Origin of the sequence: Rhodococcus sp. PBTS 1 (assembly GCF_001620025.1) — a bacterium.
In the GTDB taxonomy this organism is placed as follows: Bacteria; Actinomycetota; Actinomycetes; order Mycobacteriales; family Mycobacteriaceae; genus Rhodococcoides; species Rhodococcoides kroppenstedtii.
On record NZ_CP015219.1, the window covers coordinates 2519070 to 2535918 of the forward strand.

The window sequence follows — 16849 nt, forward strand, 5'->3', positions numbered from 1 at the left end:
CTAGATCCACACGCCCTTGCCGACGGCGACCACGCCGCCCGCCGAGACGGTGAACCGATCCTTGTCGCGTTCGCGGTCGACCCCGATGATCTCGCCGGGGTTCACCACCACATTCTTGTCCAGGATGGCGTTGCGCACCACGGCGTTCCGACCGATGCGCACCCCCGGCATGATGACGCTGCCCTCCACGGTGGCCCCCGCGTCGATCATGACCGACGAGCTGAGGACCGAATTCCGGACCGTGGCGGCGGACAGAATGCTGCCGGCGCCGACGATCGACTCCTGCGCCAGTCCGCCCTGGACGAACTTCGCGGGCGGCAAATTCTCGGCGGCGCCGCGAATGGGCCACCGCTTGTTGTAGAGGTTGAACACGGGGTGCACGGATACCAGATCCATGTGCGCGTCGTAGAACGCGTCGATGGTGCCGACGTCGCGCCAGTAGCCCTTGTCGCGCTCGGTCGCCCCGGGCACCACGTTGTCCTTGAAGTCGTACACCGACGCCATGCCGGCCTCGACGAGAGCCGGAATGATGTTGCCGCCCATGTCGTGATCGGAGTCGGTGTTCTCCGCGTCAGCCTTGATCGCGTCGACGAGCACCTTGGTGGTGAAGACGTAGTTGCCCATCGAGGCGAAGGTCGTCGTGGGATCGTCCGGCGTCCCCGGCGGATCGGCCGGCTTCTCGAGGAACTGCGTGATGTTGCCCGCGGCGTCGCTGTCGATGCAGCCGAAAGCCGTTGCCTCGCTGCGCGGCACGCGAATACCGGCGACGGTGACCCCGGCGCCGGAATCGATGTGCTGCTGCACCATCTGCTCGGGGTCCATGCGGTAGACGTGGTCCGCGCCGAACACGACGATGTACTCCGGATCCTCGTCGTACACCAGGTTCAGGGACTGGAAGATCGCGTCCGCACTGCCGGTGTACCACCGCGGGCCGAGACGCTGCTGCGCCGGCACCGGGGTGATGTACTCGCCGCCGAACCCGGAGAGCCGCCACGTCTGGGAGATGTGCCGGTCGAGCGAGTGGGACTTGTACTGCGTCAGCACGCACAGGCGCAGATAGCCGGCGTTGACGAGGTTGCTCAGGACGAAGTCGATGAGGCGGTAGGCACCGCCGAAGGGCACCGCGGGTTTCGCCCGATCCGCGGTCATGGGAAAGAGTCGTTTGCCCTCGCCGCCGGCGAGCACGATTCCGAGTACATGCGGCTGGGTCCTCACGAGTACCAACCTATCGGGTTGTGACGGGGCAGCGTCGGATATGGATCGAATGGACTCCGACGCGTTACGTTTCTCTCATGCGCGTCGCGATGATGACCAAGGAATATCCCCCGGAGATCTACGGCGGCGCCGGTGTGCACGTCACCGAATTGGTCCGGCGCCTGCGCGATCTGTGCGAGGTCGACGTCCACTGCACGGGCGCCCCGCGGGACACCGCGATCGTCCACTCCCCCGATCCGGCGCTGGCCGACGCCAACCCGGCCCTGACCACCCTGTCGAGCGGGCTGCGCATGGCCGCGGCCGCCGCGGAGGCGGACGTCGCCCACTCGCACACCTGGTACACCGGACTCGCCGGTCACCTGGCGGCGGAGCTCCACGGCATCCCGCACGTGCTCACCGCCCACTCGCTCGAGCCTCGCCGTCCGTGGAAGGCCGAACAGCTCGGCGGCGGGTACCGCGTCTCGTCGTGGTCCGAGCGGAACGCCGTCGAGTACGCCGACGCCGTCATCGCGGTCAGCGACGGCATGAAGGCCGACGTCCTGGACTGCTATCCCCGTCTCGATCCGGGCCGAATCCACGTGGTGCGCAACGGAATCGACACCGCCGTGTGGCACCCCGGACCCGCCGAGTCGAACGACGAGCCCGCCCTGACCTCCCTCGGCGTCCGCACCGACCGCCCCATCGTCGCGTTCGTCGGCCGCATCACCCGCCAGAAGGGCGTCGGGCATCTGGTGGCCGCGGCCCACGCGTTCGACCCGTCGATCCAGCTGGTGCTCTGCGCCGGCGCGCCCGACACTCCCGAGATCGCCGTTGAGACCGAGCGCGCCGTGGCCGAGCTGTCGGAGAAGCGCGGCAACGTCTTCTGGGTGCGCGAGATGTTGCCGACCGAGCAGATCCGCCAGATTCTCACCGCTGCTGCGGTGTTCGTCTGTCCGTCGGTGTACGAGCCGCTCGGCATCGTCAACCTCGAGGCGATGGCATGCGAGACGGCCGTGGTCGCGTCCGATGTCGGCGGCATCCCCGAGGTGGTCGCCGACGGCCGCACCGGCACCCTGGTCCATTACGACGCCGCCGACACCGGCGCCTTCGAGGCCGACCTGGCCGCCGCCGTCAACGCCCTGGTGGCGGACGAGGAGCGCAGCCGGGCCTTCGGCGTCGCGGGCCGCGAGCGTGCCGTCGCCGAGTTCGCGTGGGAATCGATCGCGCAGCAGACGCTGGAGGTCTACACGGCGGCCGGCCGGTAGACCGAGACGGTGACGGCGACGGTGACCTCGATCGGGGTCGGGAGGGCCGCCACGCGGGCCGCCAGGTCGGCGGAGCCGATGTGGCGTGCCGACGGGCCCATGCCGACCACGGCGCCGACCTCCTCCGGCGCCAGGGACATCGTGTAACCGACCGCACGGCGGTCCGCGCGGTCGAAGGTGCCGGCGAGGGAGTCGCCGAGTCGACGCGTCTTGTGCTCGTCCACCCGGATCAGGTCCAGCGCCGTCACCAGCTCCTGCAGGTGTCGCTCGGTGGGAGTGACCACGACCAGTCGGCCGCCGGGCGCCAGGACGCGCGCCAGCTCCGGCACGTTGCGTGGGGAGAAGATCGACAGCGCCGTGTCGATCACGCCCGTGCGCACGGGAAGTGCGGTCCACACGTCGGCGACGACGGACGCGGCACGCGGATGCGCTCGGGCGGCCCGCCGCGCGGCCGCCTTGGACACGTCGACTCCGACCCCCACTGCACTGTCGCCCACGGTGTCGAGGACACGCGCGAGGTACTGGCCCGTCCCGACCCCGACGTCGAGGATCCGGTGACCGTCCGCCACGTCGGCGACGGCATCCATGATCGGGTCGTAGCGGCCCGAGCCGAGGAACCGATCCCGCGCGGCCACCATCTCCGTGCTGTCGCCGGTGAACTTGCCGCCACCGCCGGACAGCAGGCTGACGTGCCCGCCCCGCGCGACGTCGAAGGTGTGGCCGCTCTCGCACAGCAGCGTGGGCGGGTCGGCGTCCAGTCCGGCGCCGCAGTGCGGGCAGGCCAGCAGGGCCACGGCCTCGTCGATCATCGGTGCAGCCTCCTCTCCGCTCGTGCAGGGCCCTGTGCCGGCGGCAGCCCCAGTGACGGCAACAGCCCCGCCGGAACATCCGACGGGGCCGTGCGCGAGTGCAGTTCGCTTCTCAGCCGGTGACGCCCTTGAGCTCGTCGCCCAGTGCGGCCGCCTCGTCGGGAGTGAGCTCGACGACCAGACGTCCTCCGCCCTCGAGTGGAACCCGCATGACGATTCCTCGTCCTTCCTTGGTCGCCTCGAGCGGACCGTCGCCGGTCCGGGGCTTCATGGCCGCCATCCTCTGCTCCCTCCAGATCTGCGCCGACCTGCTCCGCGCATGACATGTTCCTCTCGCGCTCCGCCGGGGTCCGGCGAGGTGCGTCACCATATTCTTCCCTATCGAACGGAACGACGGGGAACGGACACCCCCTTCCGCGCCCTGCGCACATCCCCTCCGCGCCCAGCGCACGCCCAGCGCACACCCCTCAGCGCGTCTGCGGAACCCAGCAGTCCTGCAGGTGGTCGTCGACCATTCCCGTCGCCTGCATGAGGGCGTAGGCCGTCGTCGGACCGACGAAGCGGAAGCCCCGTTTCTTCAGCGCGGTCGCCATCGCGGTCGACTCGGCCGTCACCGCCGGGACGTCGGCAGCGGTGATCGGCCGCGGACGCGGCGGGGGCGCGTAGGACCACAGCAGGGCATCGAGGTCGACGTTCTCCGACACCAGGACACGCGCGTTGGCGACCGTCGCGAGGATCTTCGCGCGGTTGCGCACGATGCCGGCGTCCGCGAGCAGCCGCTCGACGTCGTCGTCGCCGAACGTGGCGACGACGTCCGGGTCGAAGTCTGCGAACGCGGACCGGAACGCCTCGCGCTTGCGGAGCACCGTGATCCACGACAGGCCCGATTGGAACGCCTCGAGGCTGAGGCGCTCGAACAGAGCACGGTTACCGCGCACCGGTTGCCCCCACTCCTCGTCGTGGTAGCGCGCGTAGAGGGGGTTCTCGGCCGGGTCCGGAGACCAGGTGCAGCGGACCCGACCGTCGCTGTGGATCACGGGTCGGCCGGCTCCGGAGGGGGTGCGGTCCTGTCTCGCTCGGCGAGACGCGTTCGCAGCGAGTCGATCTCGTCGGCGAGACGGTCGAGGGCCCAGTCGACCTCGCCGCAGTCGTAGCCGCGCGGGCGCAGCCGGAACCGCAACGCGCGGACGTCGCGCCCCGTGACGCCCTGTGCGGGCAGCGCCGTGGCAGTGGTCTCGGGCGGGAGCGGTTCCATCTCCTCGCCCCGCCCGAACACCACCGAGGCGAGGAGGAACAGCACGACGGCCACGACCGCGATCGAGACGACGTACAGCAGGATCGTCACCATGGCGCCGATCCTGTCACGAGGGATGCGGTTCGAGTCACCGCGTGCGGTCGGCCCACGGTCGGACCGTGCGCATCGGCGGCCTGTCGGCGAGAGAGACGTCGGTGACCGAGGCGACGAATTCGCTTCCCTCCGGGCGGAACTGGGTGATGCCGACGCCGGAATCGGTGATCCCGGACCGGCCGAGCATGGTGCCGACGATCTGCCGACTCATGGCCCCCAACTGGTCGAGCGGGCGGTTCCGGTGCCGCCTCACCCCCAGATCCACCTGTCCGATCGCCCCGAGGCCGTACCGGTCGTAGGTGTCCATGAGCAGCCCGATCTCCACGCCGTACCCCGGCGCGAACGGCACCGCGGTCAACAGCTCGCGGGTGCCGGCGTACTCCCCGCCGAGCGGTTGCACGATGCCCCCCAGCTCCGGCCGCAGCGCGGCGAGCAGGGGACGGGCGACGAGTTCGGTGACCCGCCCGCCACTGTGGGCCTCGCTCGACCCGGCGAGCGGACGACGATAGAACCCTTTCACCAGATGCAGGCCGCGTCGGGTGAGCAACGGCCCGAGCAGCTTCGGGACGAAGCCCGGGTCCGGGTCGATGAGATCGGAGTCGACGAACACCACGATGTCCCCCGTGGTGGCGGCCAGTGACCGCCACAGCACCTCGCCCTTGCCGGGAGCAGTCGCGACCTCCGGGACCGCCTCCTCCCGTGTGACGACGTCCGCCCCGGCCTCCCGCGCGCGGGCGGCGGTGGCGTCGGTGGACCCCGAGTCCAGGACCACCAGTTCGTCGACGAGTCCTCCGACCAGCGGCGAGATGGAGGCGACGACGCCGCCGACGGTGGCTTCCTCGTCGAGCGCGGGCAGCACCACCGAGACGGTTCGATCGCCCTTCGCCGCGACGAGTTCGTCCACGGTCCACCGGGGATCGGACCAGGTGGTGCCGACGTCGGCGAGAGTGGGAACGGCCGACGAGGTCACGCGAGACCCCGCACCGTGCGAGCGGGCGGACGCGTTCCGGCGATCGCGGCGACCATGTCGACGACGCGTCGGGTGGGTCCGACCTCGTGGACCCGGAACATGCGCGCTCCGCGTTCGGCGCTCAGTGCTGTCGCGGCCAAGGTTCCCTCCAAGCGTTCGGCGAGTCCGACTCCCAGAGTCTCCCCCACGAAATCCTTGTTGCTCAGCGCCATCAGGACCGGCCATCCGCTGTTGACCAGACTGTCGACGTGCCGTAACAAGGCGAGCCCGTGGTGGGTGTTCTTGCCGAAGTCGTGCGTGGGATCCACCAGGATGCCGTCCTCGCGCACGCCGGCCTCGGCGGCGGCTTCGGCGGCGCGCGTCACCTCGGTCACCACGTCGTCCACGACGTCGGTGTACCGCACCCGGTGCGGGCGGGTGCGCGGCACGGCGCCACCGGTGTGCGAACACACGATGCCCGCCCCGACCTCGGCGGCCACGCCGACCAGATCGGGGTCGGCCCCCGCCCAGGTGTCGTTGATCAGATCGGCGCCCTCGGCGCAGGCCCGCCGCGCCACCTCGGCGCGCCAGGTGTCGACGCTGATCACCACGGTCGGATACGCCGACCGAATGGCAGCGACGAAGGGCACGACCCGTCGGGTCTCCTCCTCGACGTCCACGACGGCGCCTGGGCCGGCCTTGACCCCGCCGATGTCGAGGACGTCGGCGCCCTCGTCGACGGCACGATGCACGGCGGCCATCGCGGCGTCGTCGCCGAAGGTCGCTCCGCGGTCGTAGAAGCTGTCCGGGGTGCGGTTGACGATGGCCATCACCAACGCGCGGTCGGTTGCGACGGGACGGCCGCACAGAGTCGGGAACGGGTGCACCCGACCATCTTGCCTTCCCGCCGCACCGGCCTCGTTGGGCCCTGCGACGCTCAGCCCTTGGGCAGCTTGCCGCCGCCGACCTCGTCGACGTAGCCGTCGTAGAACTCGACGTAGCCGTCGGCCTTGCCCTTGAGCACGTACAGATCGCCGTCGCCGTCGCCGTACCCGGTCTTGCGCAGCTCGACCTTCTTGCTCTTGAAGGTGGAGGTGGCCTCGAGGGACTCGACCACCCGGACGAAGAGCGGCACCGCGTAGCTGGGCAGCGACTCGTACGCGTGGGCGGCGAGGGAGGCGCCGTCGAACTTCTTGCCGCTGCGCAGCGTCAGCGCCGCCATGCCGGCCTTGCCGTCGGTACCGGGGACGTCGACCCCGAAGACGACGGCCTGGTCGACGTCCGGGTGCGATCCGAGTGCGCCCTCGACCTGCGTGGTGGCGACGTTCTCACCCTTCCAGCGGAACGTGTCACCGAGCCGGTCGACGAACGAGACGTGGCGGAAACCCTGCTGGCGCACCAGGTCTCCGGTGTCGAACCAGCAGTCGCCGTCCTTGAAGCCGTCCTGCAGGAGCTTCTTCTTGGTGGCGTCCTCGTCGGAGTACCCGTCGAACGGTGCGCGGTCGGTGATCTTCGACAGCAGCAGACCCACGCCGCCGGCGGACACCTTGGTGAGCCGGCCGTTGCTGTCACGCTTGGCCTTGCCCGTCTCGTCGTCGTACTCGACCACGGCGTACGGCAGCGGACAGAACCCGGCCGTACGGTCGAGATTGAAGGCGTTGATGAACGCGATGTTGCACTCGCTGGCACCGTAGAACTCGGCGACGCGCGAGATGCCGAACCGGTCCTTGAATTCGTCCCAGATCTCCGGCCGCAGACCGTTGCCGACGATGAGCCGGATGGTGTTGTCCTTGTCGGTCGGCTTCTCGTCCTGGGTGAGCAGGTACCGGCAGAGCTCGCCGATGTAGGTGAACGCGGTGGCCTCGTTGGCCCGCACGTCGTCCCAGAACCGGGAGACCGAGAACTGGCGGCCGATGGCGATCGCCGCACCGGACGCGAGGACCGACGACAGCGACACCGTCAGCGCGTTGTTGTGGTACAGCGGGAGGCAGCAGTACAGCACGTCGTCCTTGCGGAGCCGCACACCCATGCTGCCCAGGCCGGACATCGACTTGAGCCACCGGAAGTGACTCATGAGGCTCGCCTTCGGCATGCCCGTTGTGCCGGAGGTGAAGATGTAGTATGCCTTCTCCTTGGCCTGGATCTCGGCCGTGACGGCGGGGTTCTCCGCACTGGCGGACTCGGCCAGCCGGTCGAGCTCGTCCGCGTGCAGCACCACCTTCTCCGGCAGGGCCTCGTCGAGGGAGTCGAGCGCCTCGAGGCAGTCCTCGTCGATGACGACCACCCGGGCGTCGAGGATGCCGAGGCTGTGCTCGAGGACGTCGCCGCGCTGGTTGAAGTTCAGCATGCCCGCGGTGGCGCCGAGCTTCACCGCCGCCAGGGCCACGAGCAGCGTGCGCATCGAGTTCTTGGCCAGCACGCCCACCACGTCGCCGCGCTGGACCCCCCGGTCCACGAGCACCGACGCGTAGCGGTTGACCAGATCGTTGGCCTGCCCGTACGTCAGGGTGTCACCTTCGAAGCGGACGAAGGGACGCTCGGGGTGCTTGGCCGCGGCACGCTGGAAGATGAAGCCGATGGACTCCTTGTCCGTCGGCTTGCGCAGGAATCCCGGCACTCCCCGGATCACCGTCGGCAGCGCCGGGGCCATCTTCGCTGTCGCGGTGGCGAGATCCAGCAATCCGATCTTGTGACGAGCGTCGGCAGCCATACGTTTCCTCCCTGACGAGCCGGCCTTCGTCTGTGTCCGGCTTGTGACGATGCTTACCTTACCGATTGGTAAGTTTCACCACACGTCACACGACGAGATTGCACGCGTCGAGCGCGGCGTCGACGGTGTCCACCCGAACCAGGCGAGCGAGGGACGACGGGGAGACGAAACCGGTTCCGGACAGACCGTCGAGCCAGTCGAGCAACGGCGCGAAGTGCCCCGTCGGGTCCAACACCACGACCGGCTTGGCGTGCATGCCGAGGTAGCCGGACGTCCAGGTCTCGAAGAGCTCCTCGAGCGTGCCGATGCCTCCGGGGAGAGTTACGAAGGCGTCCGCGCGATCGTCCATGATGCGCTTGCGCTCACGCATGGTCTCGGTGACGACCAACTCGTCGGCGTCGACGTCGGCGACCTCGCGTTCGACCAGCGCACGGGGGATGACACCCACGGTCCGACCCCCCGCCGCCCGGGTGGCACGCGCGACCGCACCCATCATCGAGACGTTGCCGCCGCCCGAGACCAGCGAGCCCCCCCGCCGGCCGATCTCGGTGCCCAGCGCGGTGGCCAGATCGAGGTGCCGTTGCTCGACCGGACCCGACGCGCAGTAGACGCAGACCGCCGTCACTGCCCCGCGCTCTCGTCGATCCACCGGACGACCTCGTCGACGTCGTCGGTGCACCGGATCAAGGCCACGTCGGACTCCGAAACGGTGCCCGCCTCGACCAGCGTCGTGGTGATCCACTCCAGCAGACCACCCCAGAATTCCGTGCCGAACAAAATGATCGGGAAGCGCGTGATCTTGCGGGTCTGGACGAGGGTCAACGCCTCGAACATCTCGTCGAGCGTGCCGAAACCGCCCGGTAGACAGACGAACGCCTGCGAGTACTTCACGAACATCGTCTTGCGCACGAAGAAGTAGCGAAAGTTCACCCCAAGGTCGACCCACGGGTTCAGGGACTGCTCGAACGGCAGCTCGATGCCGAGGCCGACCGAGAGTCCACCCGCTTCGCACGCGCCCTTGTTGGCCGCCTCCATCGCGCCCGGGCCGCCGCCCGTCACCACGGCGTAGCCCGCCTCGGCGAGCGCGGCGCCCAACCTGACGCCCGACTCGTACACCGGCGACTCCGACGGCGTGCGCGCCGAGCCGAACACCGTGACGGCGCGGGGCAGTTCGGCGAGCGCCCCGAACCCCTCGACGAACTCGCTCTGGATGCGCAGCACCCGCCACGGGTCGGTGTGCACCCAGTCCGAGGGTCCCCGATTGTCGAGCAGCCGTTGGTCCGTCGTCGAGTTCGCCCGAGTGCGGCGGTCCAGTATCGGGCCGCGGTAGCGCGCGGCCTGGCGATCCTGCGTCATGAGGGTGAGGTTAACGGCCCGACGCACCGCGTCCTGTGGTGAGGTGTCCGGTGGTGAGGTAGCGACGCAGGACGTCCGTCACGTGCGTGATCTGCTCGGTGGGCACGCGCTCGTCGCGCTTGTGGGCCAGATTGGGGTCGCCCGGCCCGTAGTTCACGGCCGGAATGCCGAGCGCCGAGAACCGGGAGACGTCGGTCCAGCCGTACTTGGCCCGGAACCGTCCCCCGGCCGCCTCCACCAGTGCGGCCGCGGCCGGCGCCGCGAGACCCGGCAGCGCCCCGGGCGACCGGTCGGTCACCTCGAGTCGCACGCCGTCGCCGGCCAGCACCTCCGAGGCGTGCGCCACGGCGTCGTCCACCGAGCGGTCCGGCGCGAACCGGAAGTTGACGTCGAGGGCCGCCTCGTCGGGCACCACGTTGCCCGCCACTCCCCCGACCACCCGAACGGCCTGCAGCCCTTCGCGATACACGCAGCCGTCGATGTCGACGGTCCGCGGCTCGTACGCCGCGAGCCGAGTCAGGACCGCGCCCAGCCGGTGAATCGCGTTGTCGCCCAGCCAGGATCGCGCCGAATGTGCGCGCACTCCCGTCGTCGTCACGCGGATGCGCAGCGTGCCCTGACACCCGGCCTCGATGAACCCGCCCGACGGCTCGCCGAGGATCGCGACGTCGCCGGCGAGCCACTCCGGCAGCTCGCGTTCGATGCGGCCGAGCCCGTTGGCGGTCGCCTCGATCTCCTCGCAGTCGTAGAAGATCAGCGTCAAGTCCGCGGCGGGGTCGGCCACGGTGGCCGCGAGGTGGAGGAACACCGCGTCGCCCGACTTCATGTCGACGGTGCCGCAACCGTGCAGGACGTCGCCCTCGGGTCCCCCACGCTCGCGCCGCGACGGCACGTTGTCGGCGATCGGGACCGTGTCGAGGTGGCCGGCCAGGATCACGCGCGTCGGCAGGCCGCGGTGGGTCCGCGCCAGGACCGCGTTGCCCGAGCGGATCACCTCGAAGCCGGTGGTCTGTTCCCGCAGGGCGTGCTCGACCGCGGCCGCGAGCGTGGCCTCGTCGCGGGAGACGCTCGGGACGTCCACGAGGGCGGCGGTGAGGTCGATCGGGTCTGCATGCAGGTCCAGGACCACGGGTGCGCTCACGATCGTCGACCCTACTGCCGTGCTCTAGGCTCGGGCACCGTGACCACAGGCGCATCGGCAACAGGACTCGCAACCATCACGACCTCGGGCACGGTGCTCGACACCTGGTACCCCGCTCCCGAACTGGGCGAGGTCACCGAGAGCGGTACCACCCGCCTGCAGGGCGCGGACGTCCCCGAGGACCTGGCGTCGCTGGTCGGTGCCGACGACGCGCGCGGCGTCGACGTCGTCGCCGTGCGCACCACCATCGCCTCGCTGGAGGACGCCCCCACCGACGCGCACGACGTCTACCTTCGCCTGCATCTGCTCTCGCACCGCCTGGTCGCGCCGCACGGGGTCAACCTCGACGGACAGTTCGGCCTGCTCGCCAACGTCGTCTGGACCAACCACGGGCCGGCCGCCGTCGACGGGTTCGAGGTCACGCGTGCGCGACTCAAGGCCCGCGGCCCCGTCACCGTCTACGGCGTCGACAAGTTCCCGCGCCTGGTCGACTACGTGGTGCCGACCGGCGTGCGCATCGGCGACGCCGACCGGGTCCGACTGGGCGCGCATCTCGCGTCGGGGACCACGGTCATGCACGAGGGCTTCGTGAACTTCAACGCCGGCACGCTCGGCTCCTCGATGGTCGAGGGGCGCATCTCCGCCGGTGTCGTCGTCGGCGACGGGTCGGACGTCGGCGGCGGCGCGTCGATCATGGGCACCCTCTCGGGCGGCGGCAAGGAAGTCATCTCCGTCGGCGAGCGGTGCCTGCTCGGCGCCAACGCGGGCCTGGGCATCTCGCTCGGCGACGACTGTGTGGTCGAGGCCGGGCTCTACATCACGGCCGGCACCAAGGTGACCGGACCCGACGGCACGGTGGTCAAGGCCGCGGCCCTCAGCGGGCGGTCGAACCTACTGTTCCGCCGAAACTCCGTCTCGGGCGCCGTCGAGGTGGTTCCGTGGAAGGGCACCGGAGTCGAACTGAACTCCATCCTGCACGCCAACGACTGACCGCGGGTACCGCGGTCGACAGATTCGGGGGGACCATGACCGAACCGCGACTCGAGACCGTCGCCACCGAGGACCTGAGCGAGCACGACGCACACCAGGCGGAAGCACTGGTGCGGGCGGTGTTCGGCAGCGAGTTCGAACCGCACGACTGGGTGCACGCACTCGGCGGAACCCACGTGCTGGCGCGGCTGGACGGTCTGGTGGTGGCGCACGCCGCGGCAGTGCCCCGGTTGCTCGTCCACGACGGCAAGGAGATCGACGGACGCTACGTCGAGGCCGTGGCGGTCGACTCCGACCGCCGCGGCACCGGACTCGGCCGCATCGTCCTCGACCGTCTCGAAGCGGTGATCGAGGACGAGGGTGCGCTGGGCGTGCTCAACTCGCTGCCCGGCGCGATCGGTTTCTGGGAGGGCCGCGGGTGGGTGCGGTGGCGTGGCCTGCTCGGGGTGGTCGGGAACGGCGAGGACCCCCGGCCGCCGGCCGACGGCGAGAACGTCATGGTGTTCCGCCCGCCCAGCAGCATCGACGTCGAGGGCACCCTGTGCGTCAACAACCGTGTGGGACCGCGCTGGTAGTCGCCCGTCCCGGCAAAACGTGAATTCCCGTTCCATCCTTGACACGTCCGCGGAACGGGCGTTCACTTCTTGCCGTGGTGTACCGACGAACCGCTGCGGTCCAGGAACGGCTGGACGCCGCCCGATCCCGGATCGTCACGGCCGCACTGTCCCTCGTGGCCGAACGCGGATACGCCGCGTGCGGGGTGGCCGAGGTCGCCGCCCGCGCCGGCATCGGCGTGGGCACCGTCTACCGCTACTTCCCCGGCAAGGGGGACCTGCTCGCCGAGGTCTTCCGTGATGCCTGCACCCGTGAGGTGGCCGCCGCGACGGCGGCCGGGAACCGTGCCGCCGCGACCGGCACCCACACCGACTCCGTGCTCGCCGCGGTCCGCACCTTCTGCGAGCGTGCCTGCCGCGCACCGACTCTCGCCTACGCCCTGCTGGCCGAGCCCATCGACGCCCTCGTCGAGACCGAGCGCCTCACCTTCCGGCGGTCGTTCGCCGACACACTCGCCGCAGCCATCCGCGCCGCCGTCCGAGACGGCGAACTCCCCGAGCAGGACGCGTCCCTGACGGCGGCCTGCCTCGTCGGCGCCATCGGCGAGGCGCTGGTGGTCCCCCTCGCTCGCGGAGACGTCGACGCCCGCGTGATCGACGCCCTCGAGACCGTCACCCTCCGCGCGCTCGGCGCACCGAATCCCGTCGTCAGGAGCACCACATGACCCCCACCCACACCGTCACCAACCAGGTCCCGCCGTTGGTCGAGTACGACGTCGCGGATCAGCCCGTGCTGCTCGAGGCGCTCCACCGCGAGGGGGCGGGCGACGCCGAGGCGGAGTTGCACCGAGTGGGCCGACTGGCCGGAAGCGCCCGCGCGCAGCGGTGGGGTGAGCTGGCCGAGGCCCATCCGCCGGTCCTGCACACCCACGATCGCTACGGCAACCGCGTCGACGAGGTGATCTACGACCCCGCCTACCACGAATTGATGCGCACGGCAGTCGATCTCGGCCTGCACGGCGCACCGTGGGCCGAGGAGTCGCCGCACGCGCACCTCGTCCGCGCCGCGACGTCGAGCGTGTGGAGCGTCGTCGACGCCGGGCACGGCTGTCCGATCTCGATGACCTACGCCGTGGTGCCGGCGCTGCGCGCGAACCCGGACCTCGCCGCGCAGTACGAGCCCCTGCTCACCACGCGGGTCTACGACCCGTCGTTCCGGCCGCCGCTGGAAAAGGGCGGGCTGATCGCGGGCATGTCGATGACGGAGAAGCAGGGCGGCTCCGACGTGCGGGCCAACACCACCACGGCCGTGCCGCGGCCGGACGGCACGTGGTCGCTGACCGGCCACAAGTGGTTCACCTCGGCCCCGATGTCGGACATCCTGCTCGTCCTCGCCCAGAGCGAGAGCGGGTTGTCCTGCTTTCTGCTGCCGCGGATTCTGCCGGACGGCACCCGCAACGCCATGGCCATTCAGCGCCTGAAGGACAAGCTGGGCAACCACTCCAACGCCTCGAGCGAAGTCGAGTACGACGGCGCCACGGCGTGGTTGGTCGGCGAGGAAGGCCGCGGCGTGCGGACCATCATCGAGATGGTCAACATGACCCGACTGGACTGCACGCTGGGCAGCGCGACGGGGATGCGCGACGCCACGGCGCGGGCGATCCACCACGCGACGCACCGGGCCGCGTTCGGCAAGCAGTTGGTGAACCAGCCGGCGATGCGCAACGTGCTCGCGGACCTCGCCGTGGAGGCCGAGGCCTCGACGACGGTGGCCCTGTGGCTCGCGGCACTCACCGACCGGGCCGCGGCGGGTGACGAGCGTGCCGCGCTGCTCCGCCGGATCGGGCTGGCGGTGAGCAAGTACTACGTGTGCAAGCGCGGCCCGGCGCACGCGGCCGAAGCGTTGGAATGCTTGGGCGGCAACGGGTATGCCGAGGAATCGGGCATGCCCAAGCTGTACCGGGAAGCACCGTTGCTCTCCATCTGGGAGGGCTCCGGCAACGTCGCCGCGCTGGACACGCTGCGCGCGGTGGCCCGTCAACCGGAGACGCTGACCGTGCTGTTCGACGAGCTCGACAGCGCGGCCGGCGCCGACGACGCCCTCGACGCGGCGGTGCGCCGGGTCAAGTCGGCGTTCACCGACGTCGCCTCGCTCGAACACCGCGCACGGCGCGTCGTGGGCGATCTCGCGCTGACCCTGCAGGGGTCGTTGCTGGTGCGGCACGGCCATCCCGCGGTGGCGGACGCGTTCACCGCCACCCGGCTCGGCGGCGACTGGGGCACCGTCTTCGGCACCCTGCCCACCGGGGTCGACACCGCCGCGATCATCGAGCGCAACACCCCGAAGGTGGGCGCGTGAGCGAGCGCCCGGCCGCCTGGCGGGACGGGTGGGACGAGGGTGCGGGCAGCGCGTTCGCCGAGCGCACCTCGCCGGCGGACGACCACCGTTACGCGACCCTGACCTACGAGGTCACCGGCCGCATCGCGCGGATCACTTTCGACCGGCCCGAGCGCGGCAACGCCATCACCGCCGACACGCCGCTGGACCTCGCGCACGCCGTCGAACGCGCCGATCTCGATCCGCGGGTCCACGTGATTCTGCTGTCCGGCCGCGGCAAGGGATTCTGCGGTGGGTACGACCTGTCGATCTACGCCGAGAACGGCGCGCGTCCGGCCGACGGTACGGACGGGTCCGGTGCGGAGGGCACCGCCCTCGATGCGACCGTCCAGGCGCGCAACCACGATCCGTCGCGGACGTGGGACCCGATGCTCGACTACGCCATGATGAGCCGCTTCAACCGCGGCTTCGCAAGTCTGCTGCACGCCACCAAGCCCGTCGTCGCCAAGGTGCACGGTTTCGCGATCGCCGGCGGCACCGACATCGCCCTCTACGCCGACCAGATCGTGTGCGCCGACGACGCCCGGATCGGCTATCCCCCGACGCGCGTGTGGGGCATTCCGGCCGCGGGCATGTGGGCGCACCGCCTCGGCGACCAGCGCGCCAAGCGACTGCTGCTCACGGGTGACTGTCTGACCGGGCGGCAGGCCGTGGAATGGGGCCTCGCCGTCGAATCGCACCCGGCAGACGAACTCGACGCGCGGACCGAGCAGTTCGTCGAGCGCATCGCGCAGATGCCGATCAACCAGCTGATGATGGTCAAGCTCGCTCTGAACAGTGCGTTGCTCGCGTCGGGGGTGGCGACGTCCACCATGATCTCCACGGTGTTCGACGGCATCTCCCGGCACACCCGGGAGGGGTACGCCTTCCAGACCCGCGCGGCGACGGTCGGGTTCCTTGAGGCCGTCCGCGAACGTGACGAGCCGTTCGGCGACGCCAAGCCTCAGGCGCGGGCGGCGACCTGACCGATCCGTCGCGGAGCGGCGTCGGTCATGAGGTCGACGAGCACGCGGGACACGCGCGGGTCGGACAGCAGGGCGAGGTGGCCCGTGCCGGGCAGGGTGTAGACCTCGGACACCGGACCACGCGCGCTGCGCAGGGTCACCAGCCCGTCCCCGACGGCGTCGGCCCACCAGGCGTGCGGATCCTCGGCCAGCGTCGCCTGCACGGCGACGTGTCGGATCCCCGGGGCCAGCGGAACGTCGGTGGCGAGCCGGAGGTCGTCCACGCCCCGGCTACGCACGTCCAGCAGGTCGGACCACACGGCGGTCTGCTTCACCCGCCGCAACGCGCGCGACAGGTGGTACACGCCGGTGGCCAGCGGGGCGCCCTCGTGCGGCGTGCCCAGGTAACAGGCCGTGTGCACCAGCGGTAACCAGGTGGCCCGGCTCGCCTCGACACCGCAGGCGCGGCGCAGCACCAGACCGCCCATGGAGTGCCCGACCAGGTCGATGCGCTCCACCGGAACAGGCCACGCCGTGACGACGCGGTCGAGCAGATCGGCCAGCGCCGCGCCGTTGTCGACGATGCCGGTTCCGGTGTTGTACCGCAGGCATACCGCCGAGATGCCGTGGGCGGCCAACGTCTCGCCGTAGCTGCCGCGACCGTCGTGCCGGTAGTACCACGCCTGTTCGGTCTCGCCGAGACCGTGGACGAGCACCGCGAGGTGCCCGGTCGCGAACGGGAACGCCGTCGTGAGCTCCGCCGTCTCGTTCGCGACGACGCGACGTCGGTGGTGCGGCCCCAGCTCGACGGCGAGGTCGTTCGCCTCCGCGACCAACCGGTCGCCGAGCAGCCCGTTCACCGCGCCCACCACCACCGATCCGGCCGCCGACGACGTCACCGCGTGCGAGACGGTCTCGTCCGGCAGCAGCTCGGACCCGACGGCCACCGCCTTCGCGACCGCGGCACTGCCACCCCGCACCGCGGCGTACACGGCGTCGGCGATGCCGTCGTTCAGCGTGCGGATCGGCGAGGCGGGCCGGCCCAGCACCCCGAACACGACGTCGTTCACCGCGCGATGGGTGCCCTGGACCGGCCGGGACAGGATGTCGACGGCCGAGGCCAGGACGGTCGCCGCGCCGGCCACCTCGTTGCGGCGGCGGGCGCGCGGGCTGTTCGAGTGCACACGTGTA

Annotated in this window: 18 protein-coding genes; 6 read left to right on the plus strand and 12 right to left on the minus strand. The window is 70.7% G+C overall.

Going from position 1 to position 16849, the window contains the following annotated elements; translation table 11 throughout:
- Entirely contained in the window at positions 1 to 1215 is a 1215-nt protein-coding gene (gene glgC / locus A3Q40_RS11365; RefSeq protein ID WP_068102310.1) for a glucose-1-phosphate adenylyltransferase, read from the minus strand.
- A 77-nt stretch (positions 1216 to 1292) separates the two neighbouring features.
- Here glgC and glgA point away from each other — a divergent pair, with 77 nt between their 5' ends.
- Positions 1293 to 2459 carry a glycogen synthase gene (glgA, locus tag A3Q40_RS11370; RefSeq protein ID WP_068102312.1) on the plus strand — a complete coding sequence of 389 codons (1167 nt, stop codon included), beginning with the start codon at positions 1293 to 1295 and terminating at the stop codon, positions 2457 to 2459.
- On the opposite strand, the gene A3Q40_RS11375 is transcribed toward glgA, so the two are convergent.
- The 10 genes from A3Q40_RS11375 to dapE all read right to left on the minus strand — a co-directional run bounded on the left by A3Q40_RS11375 (position 2438) and on the right by dapE (position 10772).
- Positions 2438 to 3268: a methyltransferase domain-containing protein gene (locus A3Q40_RS11375; protein WP_068102313.1), complete on the minus strand. Its 831-nt coding sequence runs from the start codon at positions 3266 to 3268 to the stop codon at positions 2438 to 2440. The two genes, glgA and A3Q40_RS11375, sit on opposite strands and share 22 nt — an antisense overlap.
- Positions 3269 to 3380: 112 nt before the next feature.
- On the minus strand, positions 3381 to 3548 hold the full coding sequence (locus tag A3Q40_RS19575; protein ID WP_008714277.1) for a DUF3117 domain-containing protein: 168 nt from the start codon (positions 3546 to 3548) through the stop codon (positions 3381 to 3383).
- Positions 3549 to 3735: 187 nt separating this feature from the next.
- Complete coding sequence (locus A3Q40_RS11380) at positions 3736 to 4302, minus strand: DNA-3-methyladenine glycosylase I (RefSeq protein ID WP_068106005.1); 567 nt, start codon at positions 4300 to 4302, stop codon at positions 3736 to 3738.
- Entirely contained in the window at positions 4302 to 4616 is a 315-nt protein-coding gene (locus A3Q40_RS11385) for a DivIVA domain-containing protein (RefSeq protein ID WP_068102315.1), read from the minus strand. The genes A3Q40_RS11380 and A3Q40_RS11385 overlap by 1 nt, the downstream gene beginning before the upstream one ends.
- Positions 4617 to 4650: 34 nt before the next feature.
- On the minus strand, positions 4651 to 5586 hold the full coding sequence (locus A3Q40_RS11390; RefSeq protein WP_068102318.1) for a glucosyl-3-phosphoglycerate synthase: 936 nt from the start codon (positions 5584 to 5586) through the stop codon (positions 4651 to 4653).
- Complete coding sequence (gene folP / locus A3Q40_RS20835) at positions 5583 to 6395, minus strand: dihydropteroate synthase (RefSeq protein WP_235606591.1); 813 nt, start codon at positions 6393 to 6395, stop codon at positions 5583 to 5585. Before folP ends, A3Q40_RS11390 begins: the two co-directional genes overlap by 4 nt.
- Positions 6396 to 6502: 107 nt before the next feature.
- Entirely contained in the window at positions 6503 to 8275 is a 1773-nt protein-coding gene (locus A3Q40_RS11400) for a long-chain-acyl-CoA synthetase (RefSeq protein ID WP_068102321.1), read from the minus strand.
- Between the two features lie 85 nt (positions 8276 to 8360).
- Positions 8361 to 8900, minus strand: coding sequence for a TIGR00730 family Rossman fold protein (locus A3Q40_RS11405; protein ID WP_068102323.1), 540 nt, complete (start codon positions 8898 to 8900; stop codon positions 8361 to 8363).
- A complete protein-coding gene (locus tag A3Q40_RS11410) occupies positions 8897 to 9631 on the minus strand; it encodes a TIGR00730 family Rossman fold protein (RefSeq protein WP_068102325.1) in 735 nt (244 codons plus the stop codon). Before A3Q40_RS11410 ends, A3Q40_RS11405 begins: the two co-directional genes overlap by 4 nt.
- Positions 9632 to 9641: 10 nt before the next feature.
- Complete coding sequence (gene dapE, locus A3Q40_RS11415; protein WP_068102326.1) at positions 9642 to 10772, minus strand: succinyl-diaminopimelate desuccinylase; 1131 nt, start codon at positions 10770 to 10772, stop codon at positions 9642 to 9644.
- Between the two features lie 39 nt (positions 10773 to 10811).
- Between dapE and dapD the strand changes: the two genes are divergently transcribed.
- From dapD to A3Q40_RS11440, 5 genes are all read left to right on the plus strand, one after another.
- Complete coding sequence (gene dapD / locus A3Q40_RS11420) at positions 10812 to 11762, plus strand: 2,3,4,5-tetrahydropyridine-2,6-dicarboxylate N-succinyltransferase (RefSeq protein WP_235606277.1); 951 nt, start codon at positions 10812 to 10814, stop codon at positions 11760 to 11762.
- 35 nt (positions 11763 to 11797) lie between these two features.
- The gene (locus A3Q40_RS11425; protein WP_068102328.1) at positions 11798 to 12337 is read left to right on the plus strand and encodes a GNAT family N-acetyltransferase; all 540 of its coding nucleotides are present in this window, start codon (positions 11798 to 11800) and stop codon (positions 12335 to 12337) included.
- 74 nt (positions 12338 to 12411) lie between these two features.
- Entirely contained in the window at positions 12412 to 13041 is a 630-nt protein-coding gene (locus A3Q40_RS11430; protein ID WP_068102329.1) for a TetR/AcrR family transcriptional regulator, read from the plus strand.
- Complete coding sequence (locus A3Q40_RS11435; protein WP_068102331.1) at positions 13038 to 14675, plus strand: acyl-CoA dehydrogenase family protein; 1638 nt, start codon at positions 13038 to 13040, stop codon at positions 14673 to 14675. Before A3Q40_RS11430 ends, A3Q40_RS11435 begins: the two co-directional genes overlap by 4 nt.
- Complete coding sequence (locus A3Q40_RS11440; protein ID WP_068102333.1) at positions 14672 to 15679, plus strand: crotonase/enoyl-CoA hydratase family protein; 1008 nt, start codon at positions 14672 to 14674, stop codon at positions 15677 to 15679. The genes A3Q40_RS11435 and A3Q40_RS11440 overlap by 4 nt, the downstream gene beginning before the upstream one ends.
- Here A3Q40_RS11440 and A3Q40_RS11445 read toward each other — a convergent pair.
- On the minus strand, positions 15658 to 16842 hold the full coding sequence (locus A3Q40_RS11445) for a lipase family alpha/beta hydrolase (protein ID WP_068102335.1): 1185 nt from the start codon (positions 16840 to 16842) through the stop codon (positions 15658 to 15660). The two genes, A3Q40_RS11440 and A3Q40_RS11445, sit on opposite strands and share 22 nt — an antisense overlap.
- Positions 16843 to 16849: the final 7 nt, after the last annotated feature.